Genomic DNA, 24,374 nt, shown 5'->3' with positions numbered 1-24,374 from the left:
ACACAGTTTGGCTGATGATTGTAAACAAAAGAAGAATAAACGTATCGAAGATAAATCCTATTGGGTCTGTAGCTCAGGTGGTTAGAGCGCACCCCTGATAAGGGTGAGGTCGGTGGTTCAAGTCCACTCAGACCCACCACTTAGACCGGTGATTTGATAATTATGTTAGTGAATTAACGTTGACAACGAAAATATCAAACATACTGTGTATGAGTGAAAACCAAAGGATGTGATTGGGGATATAGCTCAGCTGGGAGAGCGCCTGCCTTGCACGCAGGAGGTCAGCGGTTCGATCCCGCTTATCTCCACCAATATCATCATAGTTAAGTTTATTACGATAAATCATAAGTAAACGGTAAAGTTGACTTAACTATGATGATATAAAGAGATAACTTTCTTTATAAACTGTTCTTTAACAAACTGGAAACAAGCTGAAAACGAGACTTTCAAGAAAGTCTGAGTAAGGGTTATTGATAAAAGGCAATGATTCTGAATAAATTAACTGTTACGGCTGACAAACCTAACGTGTTTTTAGCGTCAATCTGTGATGTAGAGTGGATTTTAACTTTAAATTCCATTTTATCTTCATCAGATTGTTCATCCTAAGAATACTTGAGGTTGTATGGCTAAGTGACAAAGCGTACAAGGTGGATGCCTTGGCAATCAGAGGCGAAGAAGGACGTGCTAATCTGCGAAAAGCTTGGATGAGTCGATAAGAGGCGTTTAATCCAAGATGTCCGAATGGGGAAACCCAGTAGATGAAGAATCTACTATCACTTACTGAATTCATAGGTAAGTGAGGCGAACCGGGAGAACTGAAACATCTAAGTACCCCGAGGAAAAGAAATCAACCGAGATTTTGTGAGTAGCGGCGAGCGAAAGCGAAAGAGCCTGTTAGTGATAGCGACAGAGACAGAGGAACAAGCTGGGAAGCTTGGCGACACAGGGTGATAGCCCCGTACTCGAAGTCCAGGTCGTGGTACTAAGCTAACGAGAAGTAGGGCGGGACACGTGATATCCTGTTTGAAGATGGGGGGACCATCCTCCAAGGCTAAATACTCCTGATTGACCGATAGTGAACCAGTACTGTGAAGGAAAGGCGAAAAGAACCCCGGTGAGGGGAGTGAAATAGAACCTGAAACCTTGTACGTACAAGCAGTGGGAGCCCGCAAGGGTGACTGCGTACCTTTTGTATAATGGGTCAGCGACTTATATTTTGTAGCGAGGTTAACCGAATAGGGGAGCCGAAGGGAAACCGAGTCTTAACTGGGCGAATAGTTGCAAGGTATAGACCCGAAACCCGGTGATCTAGCCATGGGCAGGTTGAAGGTTGGGTAACACTAACTGGAGGACCGAACCGACTAATGTTGAAAAATTAGCGGATGACTTGTGGCTGGGGGTGAAAGGCCAATCAAACCGGGAGATAGCTGGTTCTCCCCGAAATCTATTTAGGTAGAGCCTTGAGCGGACACCTTTGGGGGTAGAGCACTGTTTCGGCTAGGGGTCCATCCCGGATTACCAACCCGATGCAAACTACGAATACCGAAGAGTGATACTCAGGAGACACACGGCGGGTGCTAACGTCCGTCGTGGAGAGGGAAACAACCCAGACCGCCAGCTAAGGTCCCAAAGTCTATATTAAGTGGGAAACGAAGTGGGAAGGCTTAGACAGCTAGGATGTTGGCTTAGAAGCAGCCATCATTTAAAGAAAGCGTAATAGCTCACTAGTCGAGTCGGCCTGCGCGGAAGATGTAACGGGGCTCAAATATAGCACCGAAGCTGCGGCATCAGACGTAAGTCTGTTGGGTAGGGGAGCGTTGTGTAAGCGGATGAAGGTGTGTTGAGAAGCATGCTGGACGTATCACAAGTGCGAATGCTGACATAAGTAACGATAAAACGGGTGAAAAACCCGTTCGCCGGAAGACCAAGGGTTCCTGTCCAACGTTAATCGGGGCAGGGTGAGTCGGCCCCTAAGGCGAGGCTGAAAAGCGTAGTCGATGGGAAACGGGTTAATATTCCCGTACTTGGTAAAGCTGCGATGTGGGGACGGAGCAGGTTAGGTTAGCGTACTGTTGGATATGTACGTTTAAGTTGGTAGGTGGGAAGTTTAGGCAAATCCGGACTTCCTTAACACTGAGAGATGATGACGAGGCTCTACGGAGCTGAAGTAACTGATACCACACTTCCAGGAAAAGCCACTAAGCGAAAGGCTTTACTAAACCGTACTGAAAACCGACACAGGTGGTCAGGTAGAGAATACTCAGGCGCTTGAGAGAACTCGGGTGAAGGAACTAGGCAAAATAGCACCGTAACTTCGGGAGAAGGTGCGCCGGCGTAGATTGTAAGGGCTTGCCCCTGAAGGTTGAACCGGTCGAAGATACCAGCTGGCTGCAACTGTTTATTAAAAACACAGCACTCTGCAAACACGAAAGTGGACGTATAGGGTGTGATGCCTGCCCGGTGCTGGAAGGTTAATTGATGGTGTAATTGAAAGAGAAGCTCCTGATCGAAGCCCCAGTAAACGGCGGCCGTAACTATAACGGTCCTAAGGTAGCGAAATTCCTTGTCGGGTAAGTTCCGACCTGCACGAATGGCATAATGATGGCCAGGCTGTCTCCACCCGAGACTCAGTGAAATTGAAATCGCCGTGAAGATGCGGTGTACCCGCGGCTAGACGGAAAGACCCCGTGAACCTTTACTATAGCTTGACACTGAACATTGAATTTTGATGTGTAGGATAGGTGGGAGACTTTGAAGTAGTCACGCCAGTGATTATGGAGTCGTCCTTGAAATACCACCCTTTAACGTTTGATGTTCTAACGAAGATTGCGAAACGCGGTCTCGGACAGTGTCTGGTGGGTAGTTTGACTGGGGCGGTCTCCTCCCAAAGCGTAACGGAGGAGCACGAAGGTTTGCTAATCACGGTCGGACATCGTGAGGTTAGTGCAATGGTATAAGCAAGCTTAACTGCGAGACAGACAAGTCGAGCAGGTACGAAAGTAGGTCATAGTGATCCGGTGGTTCTGCATGGAAGGGCCATCGCTCAACGGATAAAAGGTACTCCGGGGATAACAGGCTGATACCGCCCAAGAGTTCATATCGACGGCGGTGTTTGGCACCTCGATGTCGGCTCATCACATCCTGGGGCTGAAGTAGGTCCCAAGGGTATGGCTGTTCGCCATTTAAAGTGGTACGCGAGCTGGGTTTAGAACGTCGTGAGACAGTTCGGTCCCTATCTGCCGTGGGCGTTGGAGAATTGATTGGGGCTGCTCCTAGTACGAGAGGACCGGAGTGGACGCATCACTGGTGTTCCGGTTGTGTCGCCAGACGCATTGCCGGGTAGCTACATGCGGAAGAGATAAGTGCTGAAAGCATCTAAGCACGAAACTTGCCAAGAGATGAGTTCTCCCACACATCAAGTGTGTAAGGGTTGTTTAAGACTAAGACGTAGATAGGTGCGGTGTGTAAGTGTAGTGATACATTGAGCTAACGCATACTAATTGCCCGAGAGGCTTAGCCATACAACGCTCAAGTGTTTTGGGGGAGACCTGGAGCATGGAGTGAAGTAGAGGGTAACAGTTAAGAGAGTAGACGAAGAAGAGAAAGTGGAGAGTCAGCTTGTTTTAGTTTGAAGAAGACAGAGAAATAAAAAGAAAGAGATAAGAGAGAAAGAGAAGAATATCATCGACCGATTTTTGGCGGCGATAATGCGGTGGACCCACCTGATTCCATACCGAACTCAGAAGTGAAACGCTGTTATGCCGATGGTAGTGTGGGAGATTCCCATGTGAGAGTAGGTCACCGCCAAGTTTATTCGTATGAACCCCTGATGTGAAAGCATCGGGGGTTTTTGATTTTTCGGGGAGAAGTGGGGGATGGAGAATGATTTGGAGAGAGAATCAATCAACATCATCCTCTGATGAGAAAGATGATGTTGAGGTCAAGATTGATTTTGTTTTTACTATTGTTCTAATAACGTCTTAAATGCACTCGACATTTCTGTGCGGTAGCCTTTACCTTCTTTAATGATCATAAATATTGCCAAATTTTCTTGTTCAGCAATCTCCATGGCTTTTTTTTCTCCAAGAACAAATAACCCCGTAGAAAGGCCATCTGCGGTCATGGAGCTAGGAGCTAAAACAGTTATTGAGGCGAGCGCGTGTTGAATTGGGCGACCGGTATGTGGATCTATTTCATGGGAAAAGCGAATACCATCTTGTTCAAAATAGTTACGATAATTACCGGAAGTTGCCATAGCTAAATCTTTTATACCAATAATTTGCTGAGCAATTTGTGATCCATCGAAACTTGGCCGCTCAATTGCAATTTGCCATGGCTTACCTTCACTGTTATGTCCTTTGGCACGGATTTCCCCACCGATTTCGACCATATAATTTTCTATCTGAAGACTTTCCAAATAATCTGCAACCTGATCAACACCAAATCCTTTAGCGATGGAAGAAAGATCAACGTACAGTTCTGGAATGGCTTTAGTAAGGTAAAATTTTCCGGCCTTTTCAGTAAGTGTTAACTTGTCGATACCCACCCAAGCCTGACGTGCTGCAAGTTGTTCTTCTGTGGGTTGTTTTTCTATGCGTTTTTCTGGGCCAAATCCCCAAAGATTGACAACCGGTCCAACGGTAACATCTAAAGCCCCTTGTGTGAGCTTATTAAGCCGAATTGCTTCCTTGATCACTTTGGCTAAATCAGAAGAGATTTCGATTGGTGTTTGGGTTTGTGTATTTTGGTTAAATTGGCTTAGCTCAGAGGTCTTGATATAAGTAGACATTTTAGCATTAACATCCACAAGAATTTTTTCAATATCTTCATGGACTTGTTTAGGCGAAGCCGGAAAATTATTTTTTTCTAAGTATTTGATATGGTAAGTACTTCCCATGGTTTTCCCGGCAAGGGCAACAATTTGTTCAGCTTTTGGGGTTGATAGTGATGTGTTTTCTACCGGTGTTTGTGGTTTATCGCAAGCTGTTAATGTGATAGTCATTGCGGCGAATAATCCATACATAATAGGGGTAAGTTGCATCGTAATCCTCGAGTTGATGATGTTTAGCTCATTTTAGCCAAACAACGTAATGAAAAGTTAAAGATTCTTCGCATTGTACAAGAAGGTGTCTGATTAAGGTAGGCTTATCATTGATCATTAAACTTAAAGCATATGAAGTGCGGTTAAAAATGAGGATATTTTTTGCCCGCACTTTATTGAAAAATGTTAAGATAGCGCCCGTTTTGACTACGCTTTTTATGTAACAACTTATGGAAAAAATTATTGTTGATGAAAATCAGTTTTTAAGAACGATTTCACGGATTTCTCATGAGATTATTGAGAAGCACCAAACGCTGGATAATTTAGTGATTGTTGGGATTAAACGCCGTGGTGCCGAAATTGCCGAATTGATCCGGCAAAAGATTATGGCGTTAACACAAGTGGATGTGCCATCGTTTGATTTAGATATTACATTTTATCGTGATGATCTTAGCTTGATAGAAGAGGAAATGTCTCCAATTTATAAAGGCGCATCAATGCAGATGAATATTCAGAATAAAGAGATTATTCTTGTAGATGACGTGCTTTTTACCGGTCGTACTATTCGTGCGGCATTGGATGCGCTGACAGATTTTGGACGAGCATCTCGGATTGAGTTAGTCATCTTTGTGGATCGTGGCCACCGTGAATTGCCTATTCGGGCGGATTATGTGGGCAAAAATGTCCCTACCAGCCGTAATGAAAATATTCAAGTTCGTACAAAACAGTTTGATCAATGTTACGAAGTCGCATTATTGTCTAAATAACCTTCGTGAACCTTTAAGCCAATTAATACTCTAAACAGCATCATTTAATCTGATTAAGGAATATTACTCTATGAATTTTAAGTCTATTTTTTCTGTTGCGCTGGCTTTCTTTGCTATGGCGACACAGGTGCAAGCCGAAGAAAAAGTGGTGGCAACCGTTAATGGTGTGCCGGTATTGGAAAGTCAAATTAAGCCGATACTCAATAAGAGAACCAGTCGTCAAGCAGCCATTGATAAAGTGATTAATGATATGTTGGTCAATCAAGCGGTAAAAGAGTCCGGTGTTAAAGTCAATGAAGCGAAAATTGATCAGATTATCGAAGGCATTGCCGCGCAAAACGGATTAACGTTTGGTCAGTTATTGGATGCCCTTGATTATCAAGGGATTAACTACCACGCATATCGCCAACAGATTGCTCAACAAGTGTTAATGGCAGAGGTTCGTAACCATGCTATTAGCCAAAGCGTTGATGTAACGCGTGAGCAAGTGGAAGAACTGGCGGAGAAAATGCAAAAAGAAGCAAAAGCGAAGGGAAAAATGGAGAATGTGAAGGGAACACAATATGAAGTCCGTCATATTTTATTGAAACTAAATCCATTATTAAATGATGCGCAAGCGAAAAAGCAATTAACACAAATTCGAGCGGATATTGTTTCCGGCAAAATGACATTTGCTGAGGCAGCGCTGAAATATTCTAAAGATTATCTATCTGGCGCTAACGGCGGAAACCTAGGTTATGCCTTTCCGGAAGCGTATGTAGGTCCATTCAGTCAAGCGATTCGTACCGCGAAAAAAGGTGAGATCAGTGCGCCATTTAAAACGGAATTTGGTTGGCATATTTTAGAGGTAACGAATACTCGCCAAGGGGATCGTACCGAAGAAGCGTATCGTCAAAAGGCCTATGAGCAAATTGTGAATCAACAATTACAAGATTCTGCCCGCGACTGGGTTCAGGCCTTGCGTAAACGCGCCGACATTAAATACTTAAATTAATCATCATCCCGACCCAATGGTCGGGATTTTGCTTTATAATACACCGCACTTTTCGTTATTTTTATAAGATCTTATTCAATGAATTCCAAAAAGCATTTAGGCCATACGGCACGTAAACGGTTCGGGCAAAATTTCTTGCACGACAACAATGTGATTCAAAATATCGTAGCGGCGATTTATCCGCAGCCCAATCAATTTTTAGTGGAAATCGGCCCAGGTTTGGGGGCGCTGACCGAACCTGTTGCGGAGCAAGTGGAGCATTTGACCGTATTAGAGCTTGACCGTGATTTGGCGGAACGCTTACGCCATCACCCGTTTTTACATCAAAAACTCAATGTCATCGAAACCGATGCCATGCAGTTTGATTTTTCCTCTCTTTATGAACAGGAGCATTTGGCAGAGAAAGGTCAAAAACTGCGCGTGTTTGGTAACTTGCCGTATAACATTTCTACGCCGTTAATGTTCCATTTGTTTAAATATCATCACATTATTCAAGACATGCATTTCATGTTGCAAAAAGAAGTGGTGAAACGCCTATGTGCCGCGCCGAACAGCAAGGCTTACGGAAGATTGACCATCATGGCGCAATATTTCTGCCAAGTCATGCCGGTGTTGGAAGTGCCGCCAAGTGCCTTCAAACCTGCGCCAAAAGTGGATTCTGCCGTGGTTCGCTTAATCCCGCATGCCACACTGCCGCACCCGGTGAAAGATTTATATTGGCTTAATCGCGTCTGTTCTCAGGCATTTAATCAACGCCGCAAAACGTTGCGTAATGCCTTGTCCGGCTTATTTTTACCTGAAAATCTGACCGCACTTAACATTGATTTAAACGCACGTGCGGAAAATCTTAGCATTGCGGATTATGCCCGTTTAGCGAACTGGTTGGCGGATAACCCGTCGGCAGAGGTGAGCAAAGCGGATGTGGTGGATTCGGAAGACTAAAAAGAGCGATCAAAAATGGCGACATATTTAGTAGGCGACCTACAAGGTTGTTATGACGAATTGCAGATGTTATTGGATCGAGTGAAATTCGATTCAACACGAGATACCCTTTATTTAACCGGTGATTTGGTGGCACGGGGCGATAAATCGCTGGAATGTCTGCGTTTCGTTAAATCCTTGGGAAGTGCCGCTTACACGGTGTTGGGCAATCACGATTTACATTTAATTTCCACCGCACTTGGCATTAAAAAAATCAAACCTCGTGATCGTGTTGTACCGATTTTTGCCGCCCCCGATTTTTTTGAATTAATTCATTGGCTACGTCAACAACCCTTATTGATTCACCACGAACAACTGAATTTCGTCATGACGCACGCCGGTATTTCGCCCGATTGGGATTTGGCAACCGCCAAAGCCTGTGCTAATGACGTAGAGAATGTGCTGCGTCATGGCAATTATCGCTATCTCATTGAAAATATGTATTCGGAACAGCCTGATCGTTGGTCGTCAAATTTAAAAGGACTGGATCGCCTGCGTTACATTATTAATGCCTTTACTCGCATGCGTTTTTGCTATCGGGATCATCGCTTGGATTTTGCATGTAAATTGCCACTCAAGGAAGCACCGAAGAACCTTGTCCCTTGGTTTGCTTTAGACAATCCGCTGTATCAAACCGAAAATATTGTTTTTGGCCATTGGGCAAGTTTAGTGGATGAACCTACGCCACCGAATATTTATGCCCTCGATACCGGTTGCGTTTGGAATAATCGCCTCACCATGTTGCGCTGGGAAGATAAGCATTATTTCACCCAAAGTGCGGTCAAAAATTACAGTGATTTTTAGTGGTAAGCAGAAGAAAAAATATCGCAATAGATAGCGTATATTGCGACATTTTTTTTTATGCATAAATCGTTAGTATGCTACAAGTCATAGACGATTATTTTTGTTTCATTAATTTTGTCCAGTTGTAATAACCGTATAACGAGTTCAATAAATAGGCACTATACATTAAATACATGGCTGGGGTTTCTGCCCATAAGGCAATGGAAAGGATATTTAACAAAATCCATAAAAGCCATTGTTCACGGTAGCGTAAAATCATCAATAATTGGGCTGAAATAGTAATCACGGTGGTCAAACCGTCTAATCCTGTGGAGCTGCCGCCTGCCGCATTAAGGGCTTGTACGAACAATAACGTACCGACAATCACTGTGGTGGCAAGGATGAGCCAGCCTTGCAGCGTCAGTGATTTCGCAATAACGCTTTCTGCACCGCTCTTTTCTTGTTGCATATGGGTTTTCCACATGAAATAACCGATAAATTGCGCTGGGATATAAACATACAAGACGGTATTCATTTCGCCGATGAAATTCTCGCCCCATGCTACATAGAAGTAAGTGTAGGCAAAAATCAACCCGAACAGATAATTACTGATTTTCCCTTTACTAACGAACACCACACAAATCACGCCGGCAATACCGGAAATCATGGCTAAAGGCGATTGCGGATCCAATACGAAAGCAACAATTTGTGCGGCAATAAAGAGAAATAGCCAAAACACTTCAAAAGGTTTCCAATCGGAAAAAAGTTCTTGTTTTAGTTGATGTAAACACGGTTGTAATTTCATAGTGACCTCACAAATGGGATAAAGTGCGGTCATTTTAGGTAGCATTTTCCAAAATGTAAATTATTTGCTACATTTTTTGAGGGGTGGATCACATAAATTTGCCTTTTATGTTCAATCGTTGTTTTTCTTATCGTTTATTTTTCATAATAACACCGCTAAAATAGCGCCTTTTTTATCAGTAGAGAGAGCATTATGACTTTTGCGGTTGGGCAGCGTTGGATCAGCGAAACGGAAAATAATTTAGGCTTGGGTGTCATTCGCGCCGTGGATTTTCGGCAAGTGACAATTGATTTCCCTGCGGCACAAGAACAACGTATTTATTCGGTGCAAAACGCGCCGTTAAATCGTGTGCAATTTCGTATCGGTGATTTGATTCAACATGTAGAAGGTTGGCATGGTGAAGTGCTCAATGTGGCGGAAAATAATGGCTTGCTGTTCTATTTGGTACAACAAGAGGGCAAGGAAGACCGTGTCGTCAGTGAAATGGAGCTGGCTCATCGCATTTCTTTTTGCCGACCGCAAGAGCGTCTGTTTTCCGCACAGATTGATCGTAACGAGCATTTTGTCTTGCGTTATCACGCGTTGCAATACCAAAAAGCGCAATTTCAATCGCCGTTGCGTGGTTTACGTGGTATCCGCGCCGGGTTGATTCCTCATCAATTACACATTGCAAAAGAAGCCGGTCAGCGTATTGCGCCACGTGTGTTGTTGGCGGATGAAGTGGGTTTAGGTAAAACGATTGAAGCTGGCATGATTTTGCAGCAGCAATTATTTGCCGAAAAAGTACGCCGCGTGCTGGTTATTGTGCCGGAAACGTTGCAACATCAATGGTTGGTGGAAATGCTGCGTCGTTTCAATTTGCATTTTTCGCTGTTTGATGAAGAACGTTGCGCTGATTTTGCCGCGACAGAAGAGCAGAAAGAAGTGAATCCGTTTACCACCGAATCACTGATTATTTGTGCCTTGGATTGGTTGGTACAGCATCCGCAGCGAGTACAACAACTCTTGGCGGCGGAATTTGATATGTTAATTGCCGATGAAGTGCATCATTTGGTGTATGACGAAGTGAATCCGAGTTTGGAATATCAACTGGTGCAACAACTCACGCAACACATTCCGGCCGTGTTATTGCTCACCGCGACGCCGGAACAACTTGGGCAACAAAGCCATTTTGCTCGCTTGAATTTACTCGATCCGCACCGTTTCCACGATTACCATGCGTTTTTGGAAGAACAACAGCATTACCAACCGATTGCTGAAGCCGCACAAGCGTTATTGGCGGATAAGCCTTTAAGTGCGGTGGAAAAAAATACTATTTCTGCCTTGTTGGGTGAAGACATCAATTTCAATTCGACGAATAATGAAACGCTCATTAAACAACTTATCGACCGCCACGGTACGGGGCGTTTGTTATTTCGCAACACCCGCCAAAGCGTACAAGGTTTTCCGAAACGGGTTTATCATCCGATCGCGCTACCGCAGCCGAAACAATACGAAAACGCCGTTAAAACCCTCATAGCATTTGGTGAACATCCCGTGCAATGCGCCCTTTACCCCGAACATTTCATGCGCGAACTCAATGCCAATACGTCATGGTGGGAATTTGACCCGCGCGTGCAATGGCTGATCGATTTTTTAAAACAACATCGGCAAGAAAAAGTGTTCGTCATTTGTCGTTATGCCGGAACGGCAATTCAGCTAGAACAAATTCTGCGTGAAAAAGAAGGCATTCGCAGCGCCGTATTTCATGAAAAAATGGCTATTGTGGAACGCGATCGTGCGGCGGCGTATTTCACTCAACAAGAAAACGGTGCTCAGGTGTTGCTCAGTTCCAATATTGGTTCCGAAGGGCGAAACTTCCAATTCGCCAGCCGTTTAGTGTTATTCAATTTGCCGGAAAACCCTGACTTGTTGGAACAATGTATCGGCCGCTTGGATCGTATTGGGCAAACCAACGATATTCAGATTTATTTGCCGTATTTTACCGACAGCGCACAAGCGGTGTTGGCCGATTGGTATCATTTGGGGTTAAATGCCTTCAACGAAACCTGTCCGATGGGCGCGTTGTTATTCGAGCAGTTCGGTGAAGAATTACAAAAAACATTGGAAAATCCGACCGCACTTGAAGCTCAAAAAGCCTTAATCGACCACACGCAGCAAGAACGGTTACGTTTAAAACAGCAATTAGAACAAGGCCGAGATCTGTTGCTGGAACTGAATTCGAATGGTGGCGAGCTGGCGAAACAGCTGGCACAAGAAATTGCCGCACAAGACGGTAGCCCGGAATTGGTCGATTTTGCCTTAAATCTGTTTGATGTCATTGGCGTGGAGCAAGAAGATTTAGGGGAAAAATCCATTGTGATTACCCCAACAGGCACAATGCTGGTACCGGAATTCCCGGGCTTAAAAGAAGAAGGCGTCACCGTCACGTTCGACCGTCAACTGGCGTTAGCGCGCGAAGAGTTGGAATTTCTCACGTGGGACCACCCGATGATTTATCACGGCATAGATTTAATCACCTCCGGCGACATCGGCAAAAGTGCCGTGGCGTTGTTATTGAATAAACATCTGCCGGCGGGCACATTGTTATTAGAACTGGTGTATGTGGTGGAAACCCAAGCACCGCAAGGGTTACAATTAACGCGTTTCCTGCCACCCACACCGATACGTTTATTATTAGATAGCAAAGGCAATGACTTAGCGCAACAGGTGGTGTTTGATCATTTACAACGCAAGCTCAAACCGATGGACCGCAACATGGCGAATAAGGTGGCGAAAATGTTGCGACCGAATATCGAAACACTCATTACGCGAGGCGAAAAGGTGATGGCACAGCAAAGCAAGGAGATTATCGCCAATGCCGAACAACAGGTACTGCAACACCTTGACGAAGAATTAACTCGTCTCATCGCCTTACGAAAAGTGAATAAAAATATCCGTCAGGATGAAATTGACACCTTGCAGACGCAACGAAAACAAATGCTCCAATACTTACAGCAAGCCACATGGCGCTTGGATTGCCTACGCGTGATTGTGACCAATAAGGAATAAATATGGCTCTCATTGACTATAACCCGCCGCAGGAACCTTGGTTGGATTTGGTGTATCGCGATGATTATATTGCGGTGGTGAACAAGCCAAGTGGACTGCTTTCCGTACCAGGCAATCAGCCGCAATATTACGACAGCGCCATGTCGCGAGTGAAAGAAAAGTACGGTTTTTGTGAACCGGCGCATCGCCTTGACATGGCAACCAGCGGGATTTTGTTGTTTGCATTGAGCAAAGCAGCGGATCGCGAGTTAAAACGCCAATTTCGTGAACGCGAACCGAAAAAGTATTATCAGGCGTTGGTTTGGGGACATCTGGAACAAGATCATGGGGTTGTGGAGTTGCCACTGATTTGCGACTGGGAAAATCGCCCTCGCCAAAAAATTTGCTTTGAACGAGGCAAAAGAGCGGTTACATTTTACGATGTTTTACAACGTTATCCCAATAACACCACACGCGTAAAACTTACGCCGATTACAGGGCGTTCCCATCAATTACGCTTGCACATGCTGGCGCTTGGGCATCCGATTTTAGGTGATAAATTCTACGCACATCCGCAAGCCAAAGCGTTATCGCCTCGCCTCTGCTTGCACGCAGAAAGCCTGCAGATTCAACATCCGATTACCGGGGAAACGATGGAATTCACTGCGCCGGTCGGTTTTTAAGGTGCTACGGTATATCGCTTAAGCGTGCGAGGCTACATCGCAGCGATTAGGGTTGTTTATTTTGGCGTATCTAAAATTTGTGCCACCAGTTTTAAGTAGCTGATGGCTAATGAGCGTTGTGTCACACCCACATCGAATATCGCATCTTCGGTTAATACGCCACAAGGCATCTCCTCCGGGATTTCACCTTGCTCATAGGCTTGATAATCTTGTCGCCAGTCGCCGTCAAAATAATAATGTTCCAGCCGAGTTATCGTTGGTAACATCTGTTGCCATTTTTCTAAAAATTGTTCCGCCTCAAGTAAGAAGGCTTCCGATTGACCTAGAAGGTTTTCCATTTCTTGAATTTGTTCTAACCGTTTTTGGGGTAACATAATTGCTTCCTTATTGCTTGAATAGGTATAAAACCTAGTCTAACCTGTGTCAGTCATTGTAGAATGACACTTTAGATACACTACACATGACTGCATTTTATAATGCAGTTCACGAAAGACCAAAGTGCGGTGCCTATTTTTATCGTTTTATGGAGCGAATATGAAATTATTCTTAGTGACTTTTGGGATTTTCATCCTGATTATTTTGGCCATGGCATTGGGCTATATTGTGAAACGCCAAGCGCTGAAAGGCAGTTGTGGCGGTTTATCGTCTTTAGGTATTGCCAAAGCCTGCGATTGCGATAAACCTTGCGATACCTTGCAGTCTAAATTAGATGCCGGCGATGAAAACGCCAAGGCAGAATATGAACAAAAATTTGCGCAAAAAGAGAAAGCTCAATTTTACGAAGTGAAATAATTCACCAAAAAACAACCGCACTTTATGTAGCAATTTTAATGTGCAGCAATCTTAATTTATGTCGTGGAAGTCATTCCGCTATTTTCAATCATTATCACCAATGTGCTTCGCCTTAACCGAAGTTACGGGAGACTTATGTTATTTTCAAATACCTATAATCAACATTTCGCACCCTTAAGTGCTGAACAACTTGCCGAAAATGCCACGAAAAAAGTGATTTGCGGCATGTCCGGCGGAGTGGATTCCTCCGTGTCTGCTTTTATTCTTCAACAACAAGGCTACCAAGTGGAGGGCTTGTTTATGAAGAATTGGGAAGAGGATGACGACACCGATTATTGTACAGCCGCCGCAGATTTAGCTGACGCTCAAGCTGTGTGCGATAAGCTTGGTATCAAGCTGCATAAAATCAATTTTGCAGCAGAATATTGGGATAATGTGTTTGAGCATTTTCTTAGCGAATATAAGGCTGGGCGTACTCCGAATCCGGATATTCTGTGTAACAAAGAAATTAAATTTAAAGCCTTTTTAGAATATGCTGCAGAAGATTTAGGGGCGAACTATATCGCTACCGGGCATTATGTTCGTCGCCGCGGCTCGGATGATAACGCACAATTATTGCGCGGTTTGGATGCCAACAAAGATCAGAGCTATTTTTTATATACATTGAGCAGCAAGCAAGTGGGACAAAGTCTGTTTCCTGTTGGCGACATTGAAAAACCGATTGTACGTGCGATTGCGGAAGAGTTAGGTTTGATCACAGCGAAGAAAAAGGATTCTACCGGTATTTGTTTTATCGGCGAACGAAAGTTTAAGGATTTCTTAGCCCGTTACTTGCCGGCGCAACCGGGTAACATTCGCACAGTAGAGGGCGATATTATTGGTCGCCACGATGGTTTGATGTATCACACATTGGGGCAACGCAAAGGCTTGGGCATTGGTGGCGTAAAAGGGGCTGGTGAAGAAGCTTGGTATGTGGTGGAAAAAGATCTTGTCAATAATGAGTTAATTGTAGCGCAGGGGCATGATCACTCAGCATTACTTTCTACCGGTTTAATTGCACAACAATTGCATTGGGTCGATCGTCAACCGATTCGTGAACCGTTGCGTTGTACTGTGAAAACCCGTTATCGCCAAACGGATGTGCCTTGCACGATTGAGCCTATTGATGACGAAAGCATTAAAGTCATTTTTGATGAACCACAAATTGCGGTTACGCCGGGACAATCTGCGGTGTTCTATTTGGATGAAGTGTGCCTTGGTGGCGGTATCATCGAGCAGCAATTGAAGTAATCATATCGTTAACTTTTCTTCTGACACGTCGGGCAATAAAAGCTGTTTCGTTGCCCGATGATTAAACTTTCAATTTTTGTACCGCACGTTGGGCAAGGTTTGCCTTTATTCCCGTAAACCAACAATTCTTGCGCAAAATAACCCGGTCTGCCATCAGGTTGTAAGAAATCTTTGAGTGTCGTTCCGCCTTGTTCAATGGCTTTAGTAAGAACCGATTTAATGGTTTCGACCAAACGTTCACACTGTTTTCTGGTGAGATTCGCAGCAAGTTTTAATGGGTGCAATCCGCATAAAAACAAACTTTCATTGGCATAAATGTTGCCGACGCCAACAACCACGGTGTTATCCATTAAAAAGGTTTTAAGTGCGGTCGTTTTTTTACGTGATTTTTTGAAAAGATAGTCTGCGTTGAATAAAGTGGGCTATGAGTATAATATTTGAGGGGGTTGTTATGTATTTTAGGGTTAGGCCAGCTTGAATGTCATTTTCTCTTTCTGTAAACTTCGTAAGTAGGTATACAAAGTATTATTTTATAATGGCGTAATGTTAATATCGAGAGGTGTCAGGGATTGGATCTTCAATTGGCTTGATAGCGGCATGGCTTCAACTTTGAGGTTTTCTATGAAACAAGGTATTCATCCTGAATATAAAGATTGCAGTAACGTGCTCAAAACCCTTTCAACCTTAGGCAAAGACATCAACCTTGATATGTGCGGTAACTGTCATCCGTTTTATACAGGTAAACAACGTGTTATTGACACAGGTGGTCGTGTTGAACGCTTTAACAGCTATTTCAAAATTCCAGGTATAAAGTAATTTTAATTTCAGCCCTCGATATTACGGGGGGATTTCTATAATTAAAAATAAATTAGAGTAAATATAATGAAAATTTCTCTTGTCTGCTCAAAATTCAGATATGGCGGTGGTATAGAACGTTATCTAATTGATCTGGTAAACGGTTTTCACGAAAAAAATATTCTCCCAAATGTTTATTCTGTCAAGTTTGATAAAGATATATTAGAATATAGCTTTATAAATCCTATAGAAATTAACCTGTCTCTTATCCCTAAGCCTCTTAGAAATTATTTCCTATCTTATTTTTCAAATAGGATAAAGTCTCGCTCAAAAGAGAGAGAAATTTCTATCACAACGACATATACAAAATCAGATATAGTTATATGTGGAGGGAACCATATAGGATATTTACGAGCATTAAATAAAAAACCAACTTTTTTAGATCTAATAAAAATTAAAAATGAAAAAAGATGCTTTGACTATGCTAAGACTATTATTGCTCATTCTAAATTAATGAAAAATGAATTAATTACTCTATATCAAGTACCAGAAAATAAAATAGAAGTAATTTATCCACCAGTAAATTCTGAGTGTTTTAAACCTGTTAATGATGACGAGCGTATAAGTTTAAGAAAAAAATTTAATTTTCAAGATCATGAAATTATCTTCTTATTTCCCTCTACTGGACATGAAAGAAAAGGTTTCAATATCCTTAAAAATTATTTTAATCAATCAGATCTTCCTATTCGCCTTGTTGTTGCAGGCTCACCAGTTACGGAAAGTAAAAATATTACATCATTAGGTTATTGCAAAAATATGTCTGAACTGTATCAAGCAGTAGATTATACAATTATGGCATCAATATATGAACCATTTGGACTTGTAGGAATTGAATCTATTTTATCTGGAACACCAGTTATATTTTCAGATAATATGGGGTGTTTAGAAGTTTTAGAAAATAATTTTGGTTATACATTCTGCCGAAATAATATAGACACTTTAGACAAAGTTATTCAGAATTCTGTTAGACAATTCAGTTCTCTTAAGAATAGAATAAGCACCCCACTTGATTGTATAACTTATAATCCTTGTTTATCTGCTCATATAGAAGAACTGCTAGATATTTTATATCACTCATGATAGTAATTTAATAATTTTTAGTAATTCCTACCTTTTCTTCTGACACGTCGGGCAATAAAAGCTGTTTCGTTGCCCGATGATTAAACTTTCAATTTTTGTACCACATTTTGGACAAGGTTTGCCTTTGTTGCCATAAACCAGTAATTCTTGCGCAAAATAACCCGGTCTGCCATCAGGTTGTAAGAAATCTTTGAGTGTGGTTCCACCTTGTTCAATGGCTTTTGCAAGAACGGATTTAATGGTTTCTACCAGACGTTCACACTGTTTTCGGGTGAGATTCGCGGCAAGTTTTAATGGGTGCAGTCCGCATAGAAACAAACTTTCATTGGCATAAATGTTGCCAACGCCCACCACCACAGCATTATCCATTAAAAAGGTCTTAAGTGCGGTCGTTTTTTTGCGAGATTTTTTGAAAAGATAGTCTGCGTTAAATTCCTCTGATAGCGGTTCCGGCCCCAGTTTCAAAAATAAATGAAACTCGTCCAATTTTTCCGTCCACAACCAAGCGCCAAAACGGCGCGGATCGTTATAGCGTAATAATCTGCCGTTGTTCATTACAATATCCAAATGATCGTGTTTATCAATCGGGCAGTCATGCGGTACGATTCTTACGGTTCCTGACATCCCTAAGTGCCCGATGATATAACCTTGTTCGGTATGAATGATGAGGTATTTAGCGCGGCGGCTCAGATCCAGAATTTTTATTTGATGCAATGTCGCTAATTCCGGTGATACCGCCCAACGGAGTTTAGGCTGACGTACCTCGATTTTTTCAATCGTGTAATCTTTCAGGTAAGGGCTCACGCCACGCAGTGCGGTTTCGACTTCAGGTAGTTCAGGCATTCTCTTTCTCCGATGGCCACTGGATATAAAAAAACCCGAACAATGTCGGGTTTTTCAATTCTCGCAAAATTATTTGATTTTTGCTTCTTTATAAATAACGTGTTTACGCACAACTGGATCAAATTTTTTGATTTCCATTTTTTCAGGCATATTACGTTTGTTTTTGTCAGTTGTGTAGAAATGACCGGTTTCTGCGGTAGAAACTAAACGGATTTTCTCACGAGCACCTTTTGCTGCCATTTGTTAGCTCCTTAGATTTTCTCGCCACGAGCACGGATTTCAGCTAAAACTGCATCAATGCCTTTTTTATCAATAATACGCATACCTTTTGCAGTTAAGCGTAATGTTACGAAACGGTTTTCACTTTCAACCCAGAAACGGTGAGTGTGAAGGTTAGGAAGAAAACGACGACGAGTCGCGTTCATTGCGTGAGAGCGGTTGTTACCCACTGCCGGACGCTTGCCTGTTACTTGACAGACTCTAGACATATTAATCTCCAATAATGAAATTTAAGCTCGAGCTTACGGTTCGGAATATTTCAAAAATAACTTTTTGAATGACCTCGTCAGGTCGTATAACCCGACCCGCATACTATATTAAAGGTCGTGCATTATACTCACTTTATCTTGCATTCTCAAGCCTAAATCCTGAATTTGCTGACATTAAAACGAAAAATTATCCCAAAGTGCGGTGCGTTTTAGAGCAGATTTTGTTCCGCAAAGGAAAAATAATCGCCTTTGCCAATCACAAAATGATCCAGCACACGGATTTCCATCAACTCTGCTGCCTGCTTGATCGCCTCAGTAATTTGTCGGTCGGAAAAACTGGGTTCTGCCATACCGGAGGGGTGATTATGTGCCAAAATAATCGCCGCCGCATTGCACGCCAAGGCTTCCTTGATGACTTCGCGCGGATACACCATCGCTTTATTAATTGTGCCGAGAAACAAGCGCTCCTGCTTAATCAGCCGATGTTGATTATCTAAGAAAAGCACTAAAAAAATTTCTCGTTCTGTATTTTCCAACTCCGTCTGTAGGTACATTTTTACGGCATCTGATGAACTGAAACAATAGCCTGCTTTAAGTTCCGCCAATAAATAACGACGTGTCATTTCCGTGCAAGCTTGCAACTGAATAAATTGCGTAATGCCAATGCCTTTCATCGCACAAAACTGCTTTTGATCGGCGCTAATGAGTCCTCGCAACGAGCCAAAATGTTGCAACACATTTTTCGATAATTCCATCACAGGGCAACCTTTAATGCCCGTACGCAAGAAAATGGCCAAAAGTTCAGCATCCGTCAGTGTGGCGACGCCATATTTTAAGAGCTTTTCCCTTGGCATTAAGGACTCATCCATTTCTTCAACCTCACAAAAAATAACAGATTCGTTATTCATTCATACAAGGCATTAAAACCCAAACAGCGGGCTTTAAAAGTGGAATCCTGATCGCAAAATAAGATTTTTGATTAAATCATAATTCAAGTAGAATAAGCGAATTCATCTCCGAGTCAGTCAATTCATGGGATTCAAGCATGATTAATCTAGAAAATAAACGCATTGTTGTGGGCATTACCGGCGGCATTGCCGCGTACAAAACCATCGAATTAATTCGTTTATTACGCAAAGCCAATGCGCAAGTTCGCGTGGTGCTCACGCCTGCTGCCGCAGAATTTGTGACCCCACTCACCTTACAAGCGATTTCCGGTAATGCCGTGGCGCAATCGTTATTGGATCCTCAAGCAGAACTGGCAATGGGACATATTGAATTGGCGAAATGGGCGGATGTCGTATTAATCGCACCTGCCAGTGCCGATTTTATTGCGCGCTTAACTGTCGGTATGGCGAACGATTTACTTTCCACGATTTGCCTTGCCACCAGCGCACCGATTTTTCTTGCGCCGGCGATGAATCAGCAAATGTATCGCCAAGCCATAACACAGCAAAATCTGACCGCACTTTTAAGCCGTGGCATACAACTTATCGGCCCGAACAGTGGCGAACAAGCCTGTGGTGATGTGGGGGCCGGGCGAATGTCCGAACCATCGGAAATTTTCACCGCACTTTGCCATCATTTTACTGTGCAGCAAGATTTGCTCGGACTCCATGTTGCCATTACAGCAGGCCCAACGCGTGAAGCCATCGATCCGGTGCGTTACATTTCAAATCACAGCTCCGGCAAAATGGGCTTTGCCATTGCGGATGCCTTCGCAAAACGCGGAGCGAATGTCACCTTGATTACCGGCCCGGTAAACCTTACCACACCTAACAATGTCAACCGCGTTGATGTCACTTCCGCGCAAGAAATGTGGCAAACCGCCTTAGAAAGTGCGGTCAAAAATCACATTTTTATTGGTTGTGCTGCGGTGGCGGATTACCGTATTGCGGATATCGCTGATCAAAAAATCAAAAAATCGGCTGAAGAAATGACGTTAAAGCTCGTTAAAAATCCGGACATCATCGCTGATGTAGCGCATCTTACGGAAAAGCGCCCGTTCACTATTGGGTTTGCGGCTGAAACGCAGAATGTTGCCGATTACGCAAAAGATAAACTGACACGCAAAAATTTGGATATGATTTGTGCCAATGATGTTTCCGGCGGGCAAGTGTTCGGACAAGATCATAATGCGCTACACCTCTTTTGGAAAAACGGAGAGAAAGCCTTAGCTCAAGCGGATAAAAATACATTGGCAGAAGCATTAGTCAATGAAATTATGGTGCGTTACCGTCAATAAAAAACACCACAAAAACCCACCGCACTTTATTAAAAACATGACAGATTTTGTGAAAGGAAAAGATCATAATGAAAAAAATTGACGTTAAAATTTTAGATAGTCGTCTTGGTAGCGAATTTCCTCTTCCAACGTATGCCACCGAAGGATCTGCGGGGCTGGATTTACGTGCGCTCCTAGACAATGGCATTGAAATTCAACCGGGTGAAACCCAATTAATTCCCACCGGGCTTTCTATTTATATTGCCGATCCGAATTTAGCCGCAGTCATTTTACCGCGTTCCGGTTTAGGCCATAAACACGGCATTGTGTTGGGCAATTTAGTCGGTTTAATCGATTCTGATTATCAAGGTCCGCTCATGGTTTCCGTGTGGAATCGTGGCAATGAGCCGTTCAAAATTGAAGTAGGTGATCGCATCGCGCAATTAGTCTTCGTGCCCGTTGTGCAAGCGGAATTTAATATTGTCAACGAATTTGATGCCACAGAACGTGGCGAAGGCGGTTTCGGCCATTCAGGTAAACACTAATGGAACAAACCAATAAACGCAGTATTAAAGAACGCCGCCAACAAGTGTTGACGGTGCTCACACACATGTTGCATTCCGAACGCGGCATGGAGCGTATGACAACGGCGCGTTTAGCCGCAGAAGTGGGCGTATCGGAAGCGGCGTTGTACCGTTATTACCCGAGCAAAACCAAGATTTTTGAAGCCTTAATTGAGAATATCGAAAGCACATTGCTGAATCGCATTTCACAATCGATCAAAAATGAAACCAACACCATGCAACGGGTAAAAGACATCCTGCAGATGATCTTGGATTTTGCCCGTAAAAATCCCGGTTTAACCCGTGTGTTAACAGGCCATGCACTGATGTTTGAAGATGCCAAACTACAAGCCCGTGTTGCCACCTTTTTTGACAGGCTGGAATTGCAGTTCGTGAATATTCTGCAAATGCGAAAATTGCGCGAAGGACGCGGATTTAACGTGGACGAACGCATTATCGCGGCACACCTCGTCACCCTCTGTGAAGGGCAGTTTATGCGCTATGTGCGTTCCAACTTCCGACACACACCAAATCAAGGGTTTAGCCAGCAATGGCAGCTCATTGAAAGCTTATTTGCATAATTTATTTATTTAGGTAATATGTTGTGATTATTCCTTGGCAAGAACTGGCGGAAGACACGTTAATCAATATCGTGGAAAGCGTCATTTTACGTGAAGGAACCGATTATGGTTCACATGAACAGACTTTTGAACAAAAAAAGAAAGCGCTACTGAACAGAATCCGCCAAGGACGTGCGGTGATCGTTTGGTCTGAACTACATGAATCTATCGATATAAAAGATAAAACGGATTTTTTTAGATAAACCTTTTAGTTTTTCATAATTAGATGGAGGTTTTACGTGCAGGAACAGGACGCACAAGCCACACAACCGACGGATCCGATGCTGGAGTGGTTTTTATCACATTGCCACATCAAAAAATATGCAGCGAAAAGTATACTGATTAACGCCGGAGAAGAAGCGGATACGTTGTATTACATCATTAGCGGTTCGGTTTCCGTCATGGTAAAGGATGAAGACGGCAGGGAAATGATTTTGACCTATTTAGGCAAGGGCGAGTTCTTTGGTGAGGCAGGATTATTTGAAGATGGTCAACTGCGTTCTGCGTGGGTTAAAGCAAAGACCGCTTGTGAGGTTGCGGAAATTTCCTATCGGAAATTTCGTCAGTTAATTCAAGTTAGCCCCGATATTTTAATGTATTTGACCGCACAATTAGCCCATCGATTACAACGAACATCACGGCAGGTGAGTAATCTAGCTTTCTTAGATGTCACCGGGCGCATTGCGCAGACCTTGTTAAATTTAGCCAAAATGCCGGACGCCATGACGCATCCGGACGGGATGCAAATTAAAATTACCCGTCAGGAAATCGGACAGATGGTGGGATGCTCCCGTGAAACAGTGGGGCGTATTATGAGAATGTTAGAAGAGCAACATTTGATTACAGCCCATGGTAAAACAATCGTGATTCATGGGACTCGATAGAAATAGAAAGAAAAACGACCGCACTTTATGTCTTGCTAGATTAAGTGCGGTCTCTTTTTGCCTTATTTTCGCAGTTTGACTAACTCGACTTCATGATTAACCCCTTTCTTTAAGATCAGGTTGGCACGTTCACGCGTCGGCAAAATATTTTCTCTTAAATTTAATCCATTAATGTCATCCCAAATACGACTGGCCGTTGCAATGGCTTCTTGTTCGGAAAGATTGGCATAATGTTTAAAATAGGAATTCGGGTTAGAAAACGCACTTTGTCGGAATTTTAAGAATCGACGGATATACCATTCTTTTAATAAGCTTTCTTCTGCGTCCACATAAATCGAAAAATCCACAAAATCTGAAACGAAGGTTTGATTTGCACGATTATCATTGGGTTGGAGGACGTTGAGCCCTTCTAATATCAAAATATCCGGCTGATCGATAACATTAAATTGTTCAGGAATAATGTCATAAGTTAAATGAGAATAAATTGGTGCTTTCACCGGGTGTTTACCGGATTTGATATCAGCTAAGAAATGAATTAATTTTGGTGTATCGTAAGAAATCGGAAAACCTTTCTTTTGTAATAGCTGATGCTTTTGTAAATAAGAAAGCGGATGCAAAAAACCATCGGTGGTAATTAAATCCACTTTCCGTTCACTCGGCCAATGGCTAAGAAGAGATTGTAAAATGCGTGCCGAGGTGCTTTTGCCAACGGCAACACTGCCGGCAATGCTAATAATGTACGGCACTTTGGGGCTTTCTCCGCCAAGGAAACGGTGAAGAACATTCTGGCGACGAATGTTTTCTTCTATATAGTAGTTAATCAGGCGGGTGAGTGGCAGGTAAATCGTACGTACTTCATCCAGCGACAATTCTTCATTAAAACCCAGTAGCGGTTTAAGATCTTGCTCGGTTAATTTTAATGGCACGGATTTGCGTAAGGCAGCCCAGTGCTGTCGTTCAAAGGATAAAAAAGGGGTTAATTTGTCTGAAAAAGTGTCAGAAATTGGAGATTTCACGATTAAATTGCGCTTCCGTTGAGTAAAATAATGGGTGAAATATACCTTATAAATGAAAGGATGCGCAGTAAAAATTTAGTTGTGCTTATAAATTAAGCAAATCAGTATTCTCTTTTGTTTGATAATTAAACGAATAATTAAAAAAAAAACGATTTATAAAAAAAAAAGACTTGTCAGGTATAAAAAAATCCCTATAATACGCCTCACTTGTTCACGAGGCCGACTTAGCTCAGTAGGTAGAGCAACTGACTTGTAATCAGTAGGTCATCAGTTCGATTCCGATAGTCGGCACCATTATCTCGTGTGATAAGCCCCAAATTAGCGTGGAGGGATTCCCGAGCGGCCAAAGGGAGCAGACTGTAAATCTGCCGGCTCAGCCTTCGAAGGTTCGAATCCTTCTCCCTCCACCATTTCTAAGCGACTGATGGGACAGATGAATTAAGAACGGCGGGCATCGTATAATGGCTATTACCTTAGCCTTCCAAGCTAATGACGCGGGTTCGATTCCCGCTGCCCGCTCCAAGCGCTGATATAGCTCAGTTGGTAGAGCGCACCCTTGGTAAGGGTGAGGTCGGCAGTTCGAATCTGCCTATCAGCACCACTTCTTAATAATCTCTCCATTACAAATTTTAATA

General features: G+C 43.0%; 23 protein-coding genes, 6 tRNA genes, 2 rRNA genes and 1 pseudogene. 23 read left to right on the top strand and 9 right to left on the bottom strand.

The genetic code is table 11. From position 1 onward, the window contains the following. The first annotated feature begins 62 nt into the window (after positions 1 to 62). The 4 genes from AC30SF_RS09625 to rrf all read left to right on the top strand — a co-directional run bounded on the left by AC30SF_RS09625 (position 63) and on the right by rrf (position 3,810). Positions 63 to 139: transfer RNA gene (locus AC30SF_RS09625), tRNA-Ile, on the top strand. Positions 140 to 235: 96 nt separating this feature from the next. After that, a tRNA-Ala gene (locus AC30SF_RS09620) sits at positions 236 to 311 on the top strand. Between the two features lie 313 nt (positions 312 to 624). Then, positions 625 to 3,521: ribosomal RNA gene (locus AC30SF_RS09615) — 23S ribosomal RNA — on the top strand. Between the two features lie 173 nt (positions 3,522 to 3,694). Next, a 5S ribosomal RNA gene (gene rrf, locus AC30SF_RS09610) occupies positions 3,695 to 3,810 on the top strand. A 151-nt stretch (positions 3,811 to 3,961) separates the two neighbouring features. Here the strand turns inward: rrf and AC30SF_RS09605 are convergent. Further along, positions 3,962 to 5,041: an FAD:protein FMN transferase gene (locus AC30SF_RS09605; RefSeq protein WP_489608268.1), complete on the bottom strand. Its 1,080-nt coding sequence runs from the start codon at positions 5,039 to 5,041 to the stop codon at positions 3,962 to 3,964. 230 nt (positions 5,042 to 5,271) lie between these two features. Between AC30SF_RS09605 and pyrR the strand changes: the two genes are divergently transcribed. From pyrR to apaH, 4 genes are all read left to right on the top strand, one after another. Then, positions 5,272 to 5,808: a bifunctional pyr operon transcriptional regulator/uracil phosphoribosyltransferase PyrR gene (gene pyrR / locus AC30SF_RS09600; protein ID WP_021615144.1), complete on the top strand. Its 537-nt coding sequence runs from the start codon at positions 5,272 to 5,274 to the stop codon at positions 5,806 to 5,808. A 70-nt stretch (positions 5,809 to 5,878) separates the two neighbouring features. Continuing rightward, positions 5,879 to 6,802: a peptidylprolyl isomerase gene (locus AC30SF_RS09595; RefSeq protein WP_314117188.1), complete on the top strand. Its 924-nt coding sequence runs from the start codon at positions 5,879 to 5,881 to the stop codon at positions 6,800 to 6,802. Positions 6,803 to 6,880: 78 nt separating this feature from the next. Then, positions 6,881 to 7,744 (top strand): 16S rRNA (adenine(1518)-N(6)/adenine(1519)-N(6))-dimethyltransferase RsmA, encoded by an 864-nt coding sequence (gene rsmA / locus AC30SF_RS09590; protein WP_489608267.1) that lies wholly within the window; start codon positions 6,881 to 6,883, stop codon positions 7,742 to 7,744. Between the two features lie 15 nt (positions 7,745 to 7,759). After that, the gene (gene apaH / locus AC30SF_RS09585; RefSeq protein WP_489608266.1) at positions 7,760 to 8,587 is read left to right on the top strand and encodes a bis(5'-nucleosyl)-tetraphosphatase (symmetrical) ApaH; all 828 of its coding nucleotides are present in this window, start codon (positions 7,760 to 7,762) and stop codon (positions 8,585 to 8,587) included. Between the two features lie 94 nt (positions 8,588 to 8,681). Here apaH and pnuC read toward each other — a convergent pair whose 3' ends face one another. Continuing rightward, positions 8,682 to 9,371, bottom strand: coding sequence for a nicotinamide riboside transporter PnuC (gene pnuC, locus AC30SF_RS09580; protein WP_489608265.1), 690 nt, complete (start codon positions 9,369 to 9,371; stop codon positions 8,682 to 8,684). A gap of 192 nt (positions 9,372 to 9,563) precedes the next feature. Between pnuC and rapA the strand changes: the two genes are divergently transcribed. Both rapA and rluA read left to right on the top strand, forming a co-directional pair. Next, positions 9,564 to 12,422, top strand: coding sequence for an RNA polymerase-associated protein RapA (gene rapA, locus AC30SF_RS09575; protein WP_489608264.1), 2,859 nt, complete (start codon positions 9,564 to 9,566; stop codon positions 12,420 to 12,422). Between the two features lie 2 nt (positions 12,423 to 12,424). Continuing rightward, positions 12,425 to 13,084, top strand: a complete 660-nt coding sequence (gene rluA, locus AC30SF_RS09570; RefSeq protein WP_489608263.1) for a bifunctional tRNA pseudouridine(32) synthase/23S rRNA pseudouridine(746) synthase RluA — start codon at positions 12,425 to 12,427, stop codon at positions 13,082 to 13,084. Between the two features lie 56 nt (positions 13,085 to 13,140). Here the strand turns inward: rluA and AC30SF_RS09565 are convergent, their stop codons facing one another. Beyond that, the gene (locus AC30SF_RS09565) at positions 13,141 to 13,458 is read right to left on the bottom strand and encodes a DUF4298 domain-containing protein (protein ID WP_489608262.1); all 318 of its coding nucleotides are present in this window, start codon (positions 13,456 to 13,458) and stop codon (positions 13,141 to 13,143) included. A gap of 160 nt (positions 13,459 to 13,618) precedes the next feature. On the opposite strand from AC30SF_RS09565, the gene nqrM reads away from it, so the two are divergent. Together nqrM and mnmA are read left to right on the top strand one after the other, a co-directional pair. Next, the gene (gene nqrM, locus AC30SF_RS09560; RefSeq protein WP_109859884.1) at positions 13,619 to 13,876 is read left to right on the top strand and encodes a (Na+)-NQR maturation NqrM; all 258 of its coding nucleotides are present in this window, start codon (positions 13,619 to 13,621) and stop codon (positions 13,874 to 13,876) included. Between the two features lie 135 nt (positions 13,877 to 14,011). Next, positions 14,012 to 15,166 carry a tRNA 2-thiouridine(34) synthase MnmA gene (gene mnmA / locus AC30SF_RS09555; RefSeq protein ID WP_489608261.1) on the top strand — a complete coding sequence of 385 codons (1,155 nt, stop codon included), beginning with the start codon at positions 14,012 to 14,014 and terminating at the stop codon, positions 15,164 to 15,166. A gap of 8 nt (positions 15,167 to 15,174) precedes the next feature. Here mnmA and AC30SF_RS09550 read toward each other — a convergent pair. Then, positions 15,175 to 15,579 (bottom strand): annotated as a pseudogene (locus AC30SF_RS09550) (zinc finger domain-containing protein); the annotation flags it as partial. 208 nt (positions 15,580 to 15,787) lie between these two features. Between AC30SF_RS09550 and rpmE the strand changes: the two are divergent. Then, positions 15,788 to 15,982, top strand: coding sequence for a 50S ribosomal protein L31 (gene rpmE, locus AC30SF_RS09545; protein ID WP_314401834.1), 195 nt, complete (start codon positions 15,788 to 15,790; stop codon positions 15,980 to 15,982). 66 nt (positions 15,983 to 16,048) lie between these two features. Beyond that, on the top strand, positions 16,049 to 17,101 hold the full coding sequence (locus AC30SF_RS09540) for a glycosyltransferase (protein WP_314401832.1): 1,053 nt from the start codon (positions 16,049 to 16,051) through the stop codon (positions 17,099 to 17,101). A gap of 27 nt (positions 17,102 to 17,128) precedes the next feature. On the opposite strand, the gene mutM is transcribed toward AC30SF_RS09540, so the two are convergent. From mutM to radC, 4 genes are all read right to left on the bottom strand, one after another. Then, positions 17,129 to 17,944 carry a DNA-formamidopyrimidine glycosylase gene (gene mutM / locus AC30SF_RS09535; RefSeq protein ID WP_489608260.1) on the bottom strand — a complete coding sequence of 272 codons (816 nt, stop codon included), beginning with the start codon at positions 17,942 to 17,944 and terminating at the stop codon, positions 17,129 to 17,131. 69 nt (positions 17,945 to 18,013) lie between these two features. Further along, positions 18,014 to 18,184: a 50S ribosomal protein L33 gene (rpmG, locus tag AC30SF_RS09530; protein WP_005613503.1), complete on the bottom strand. Its 171-nt coding sequence runs from the start codon at positions 18,182 to 18,184 to the stop codon at positions 18,014 to 18,016. Positions 18,185 to 18,195: 11 nt separating this feature from the next. After that, the gene (rpmB, locus tag AC30SF_RS09525; RefSeq protein WP_005542826.1) at positions 18,196 to 18,432 is read right to left on the bottom strand and encodes a 50S ribosomal protein L28; all 237 of its coding nucleotides are present in this window, start codon (positions 18,430 to 18,432) and stop codon (positions 18,196 to 18,198) included. 209 nt (positions 18,433 to 18,641) lie between these two features. Continuing rightward, a complete protein-coding gene (gene radC / locus AC30SF_RS09520; protein WP_489608259.1) occupies positions 18,642 to 19,301 on the bottom strand; it encodes a RadC family protein in 660 nt (219 codons plus the stop codon). 176 nt (positions 19,302 to 19,477) lie between these two features. Here radC and coaBC point away from each other — a divergent pair, with 176 nt between their 5' ends. From coaBC to crp, 5 genes are all read left to right on the top strand, one after another. Continuing rightward, on the top strand, positions 19,478 to 20,677 hold the full coding sequence (gene coaBC, locus AC30SF_RS09515; protein WP_489608258.1) for a bifunctional phosphopantothenoylcysteine decarboxylase/phosphopantothenate--cysteine ligase CoaBC: 1,200 nt from the start codon (positions 19,478 to 19,480) through the stop codon (positions 20,675 to 20,677). Positions 20,678 to 20,745: 68 nt separating this feature from the next. Beyond that, positions 20,746 to 21,201, top strand: a complete 456-nt coding sequence (gene dut / locus AC30SF_RS09510; protein ID WP_485861106.1) for a dUTP diphosphatase — start codon at positions 20,746 to 20,748, stop codon at positions 21,199 to 21,201. Beyond that, the gene (gene slmA / locus AC30SF_RS09505) at positions 21,201 to 21,800 is read left to right on the top strand and encodes a nucleoid occlusion factor SlmA (protein ID WP_006716723.1); all 600 of its coding nucleotides are present in this window, start codon (positions 21,201 to 21,203) and stop codon (positions 21,798 to 21,800) included. Before dut ends, slmA begins: the two co-directional genes overlap by 1 nt. A 23-nt stretch (positions 21,801 to 21,823) precedes the next feature. Continuing rightward, positions 21,824 to 22,042 carry a YheU family protein gene (locus AC30SF_RS09500; RefSeq protein WP_297930994.1) on the top strand — a complete coding sequence of 73 codons (219 nt, stop codon included), beginning with the start codon at positions 21,824 to 21,826 and terminating at the stop codon, positions 22,040 to 22,042. Positions 22,043 to 22,078: 36 nt separating this feature from the next. Continuing rightward, positions 22,079 to 22,723 (top strand): cAMP-activated global transcriptional regulator CRP, encoded by a 645-nt coding sequence (gene crp / locus AC30SF_RS09495; protein WP_021615125.1) that lies wholly within the window; start codon positions 22,079 to 22,081, stop codon positions 22,721 to 22,723. A 62-nt stretch (positions 22,724 to 22,785) separates the two neighbouring features. On the opposite strand, the gene coaA is transcribed toward crp, so the two are convergent. After that, the gene (coaA, locus tag AC30SF_RS09490) at positions 22,786 to 23,739 is read right to left on the bottom strand and encodes a type I pantothenate kinase (RefSeq protein WP_376922938.1); all 954 of its coding nucleotides are present in this window, start codon (positions 23,737 to 23,739) and stop codon (positions 22,786 to 22,788) included. A gap of 218 nt (positions 23,740 to 23,957) precedes the next feature. Here coaA and AC30SF_RS09485 point away from each other — a divergent pair. The 4 genes from AC30SF_RS09485 to AC30SF_RS09470 all read left to right on the top strand — a co-directional run bounded on the left by AC30SF_RS09485 (position 23,958) and on the right by AC30SF_RS09470 (position 24,340). Next, positions 23,958 to 24,033: transfer RNA gene (locus tag AC30SF_RS09485), tRNA-Thr, on the top strand. A gap of 31 nt (positions 24,034 to 24,064) precedes the next feature. Continuing rightward, positions 24,065 to 24,149, top strand: a tRNA-Tyr gene (locus AC30SF_RS09480). A gap of 37 nt (positions 24,150 to 24,186) precedes the next feature. Then, positions 24,187 to 24,261: transfer RNA gene (locus tag AC30SF_RS09475), tRNA-Gly, on the top strand. 3 nt (positions 24,262 to 24,264) lie between these two features. Continuing rightward, positions 24,265 to 24,340 (top strand) — tRNA-Thr (locus AC30SF_RS09470). Positions 24,341 to 24,374: the final 34 nt, after the last annotated feature.

The organism is Aggregatibacter valvarum (assembly GCF_980468985.1).
Note: the sequence above shows the minus strand (reverse complement) of the source record. Positions and strands in the feature narration are given on the sequence as shown.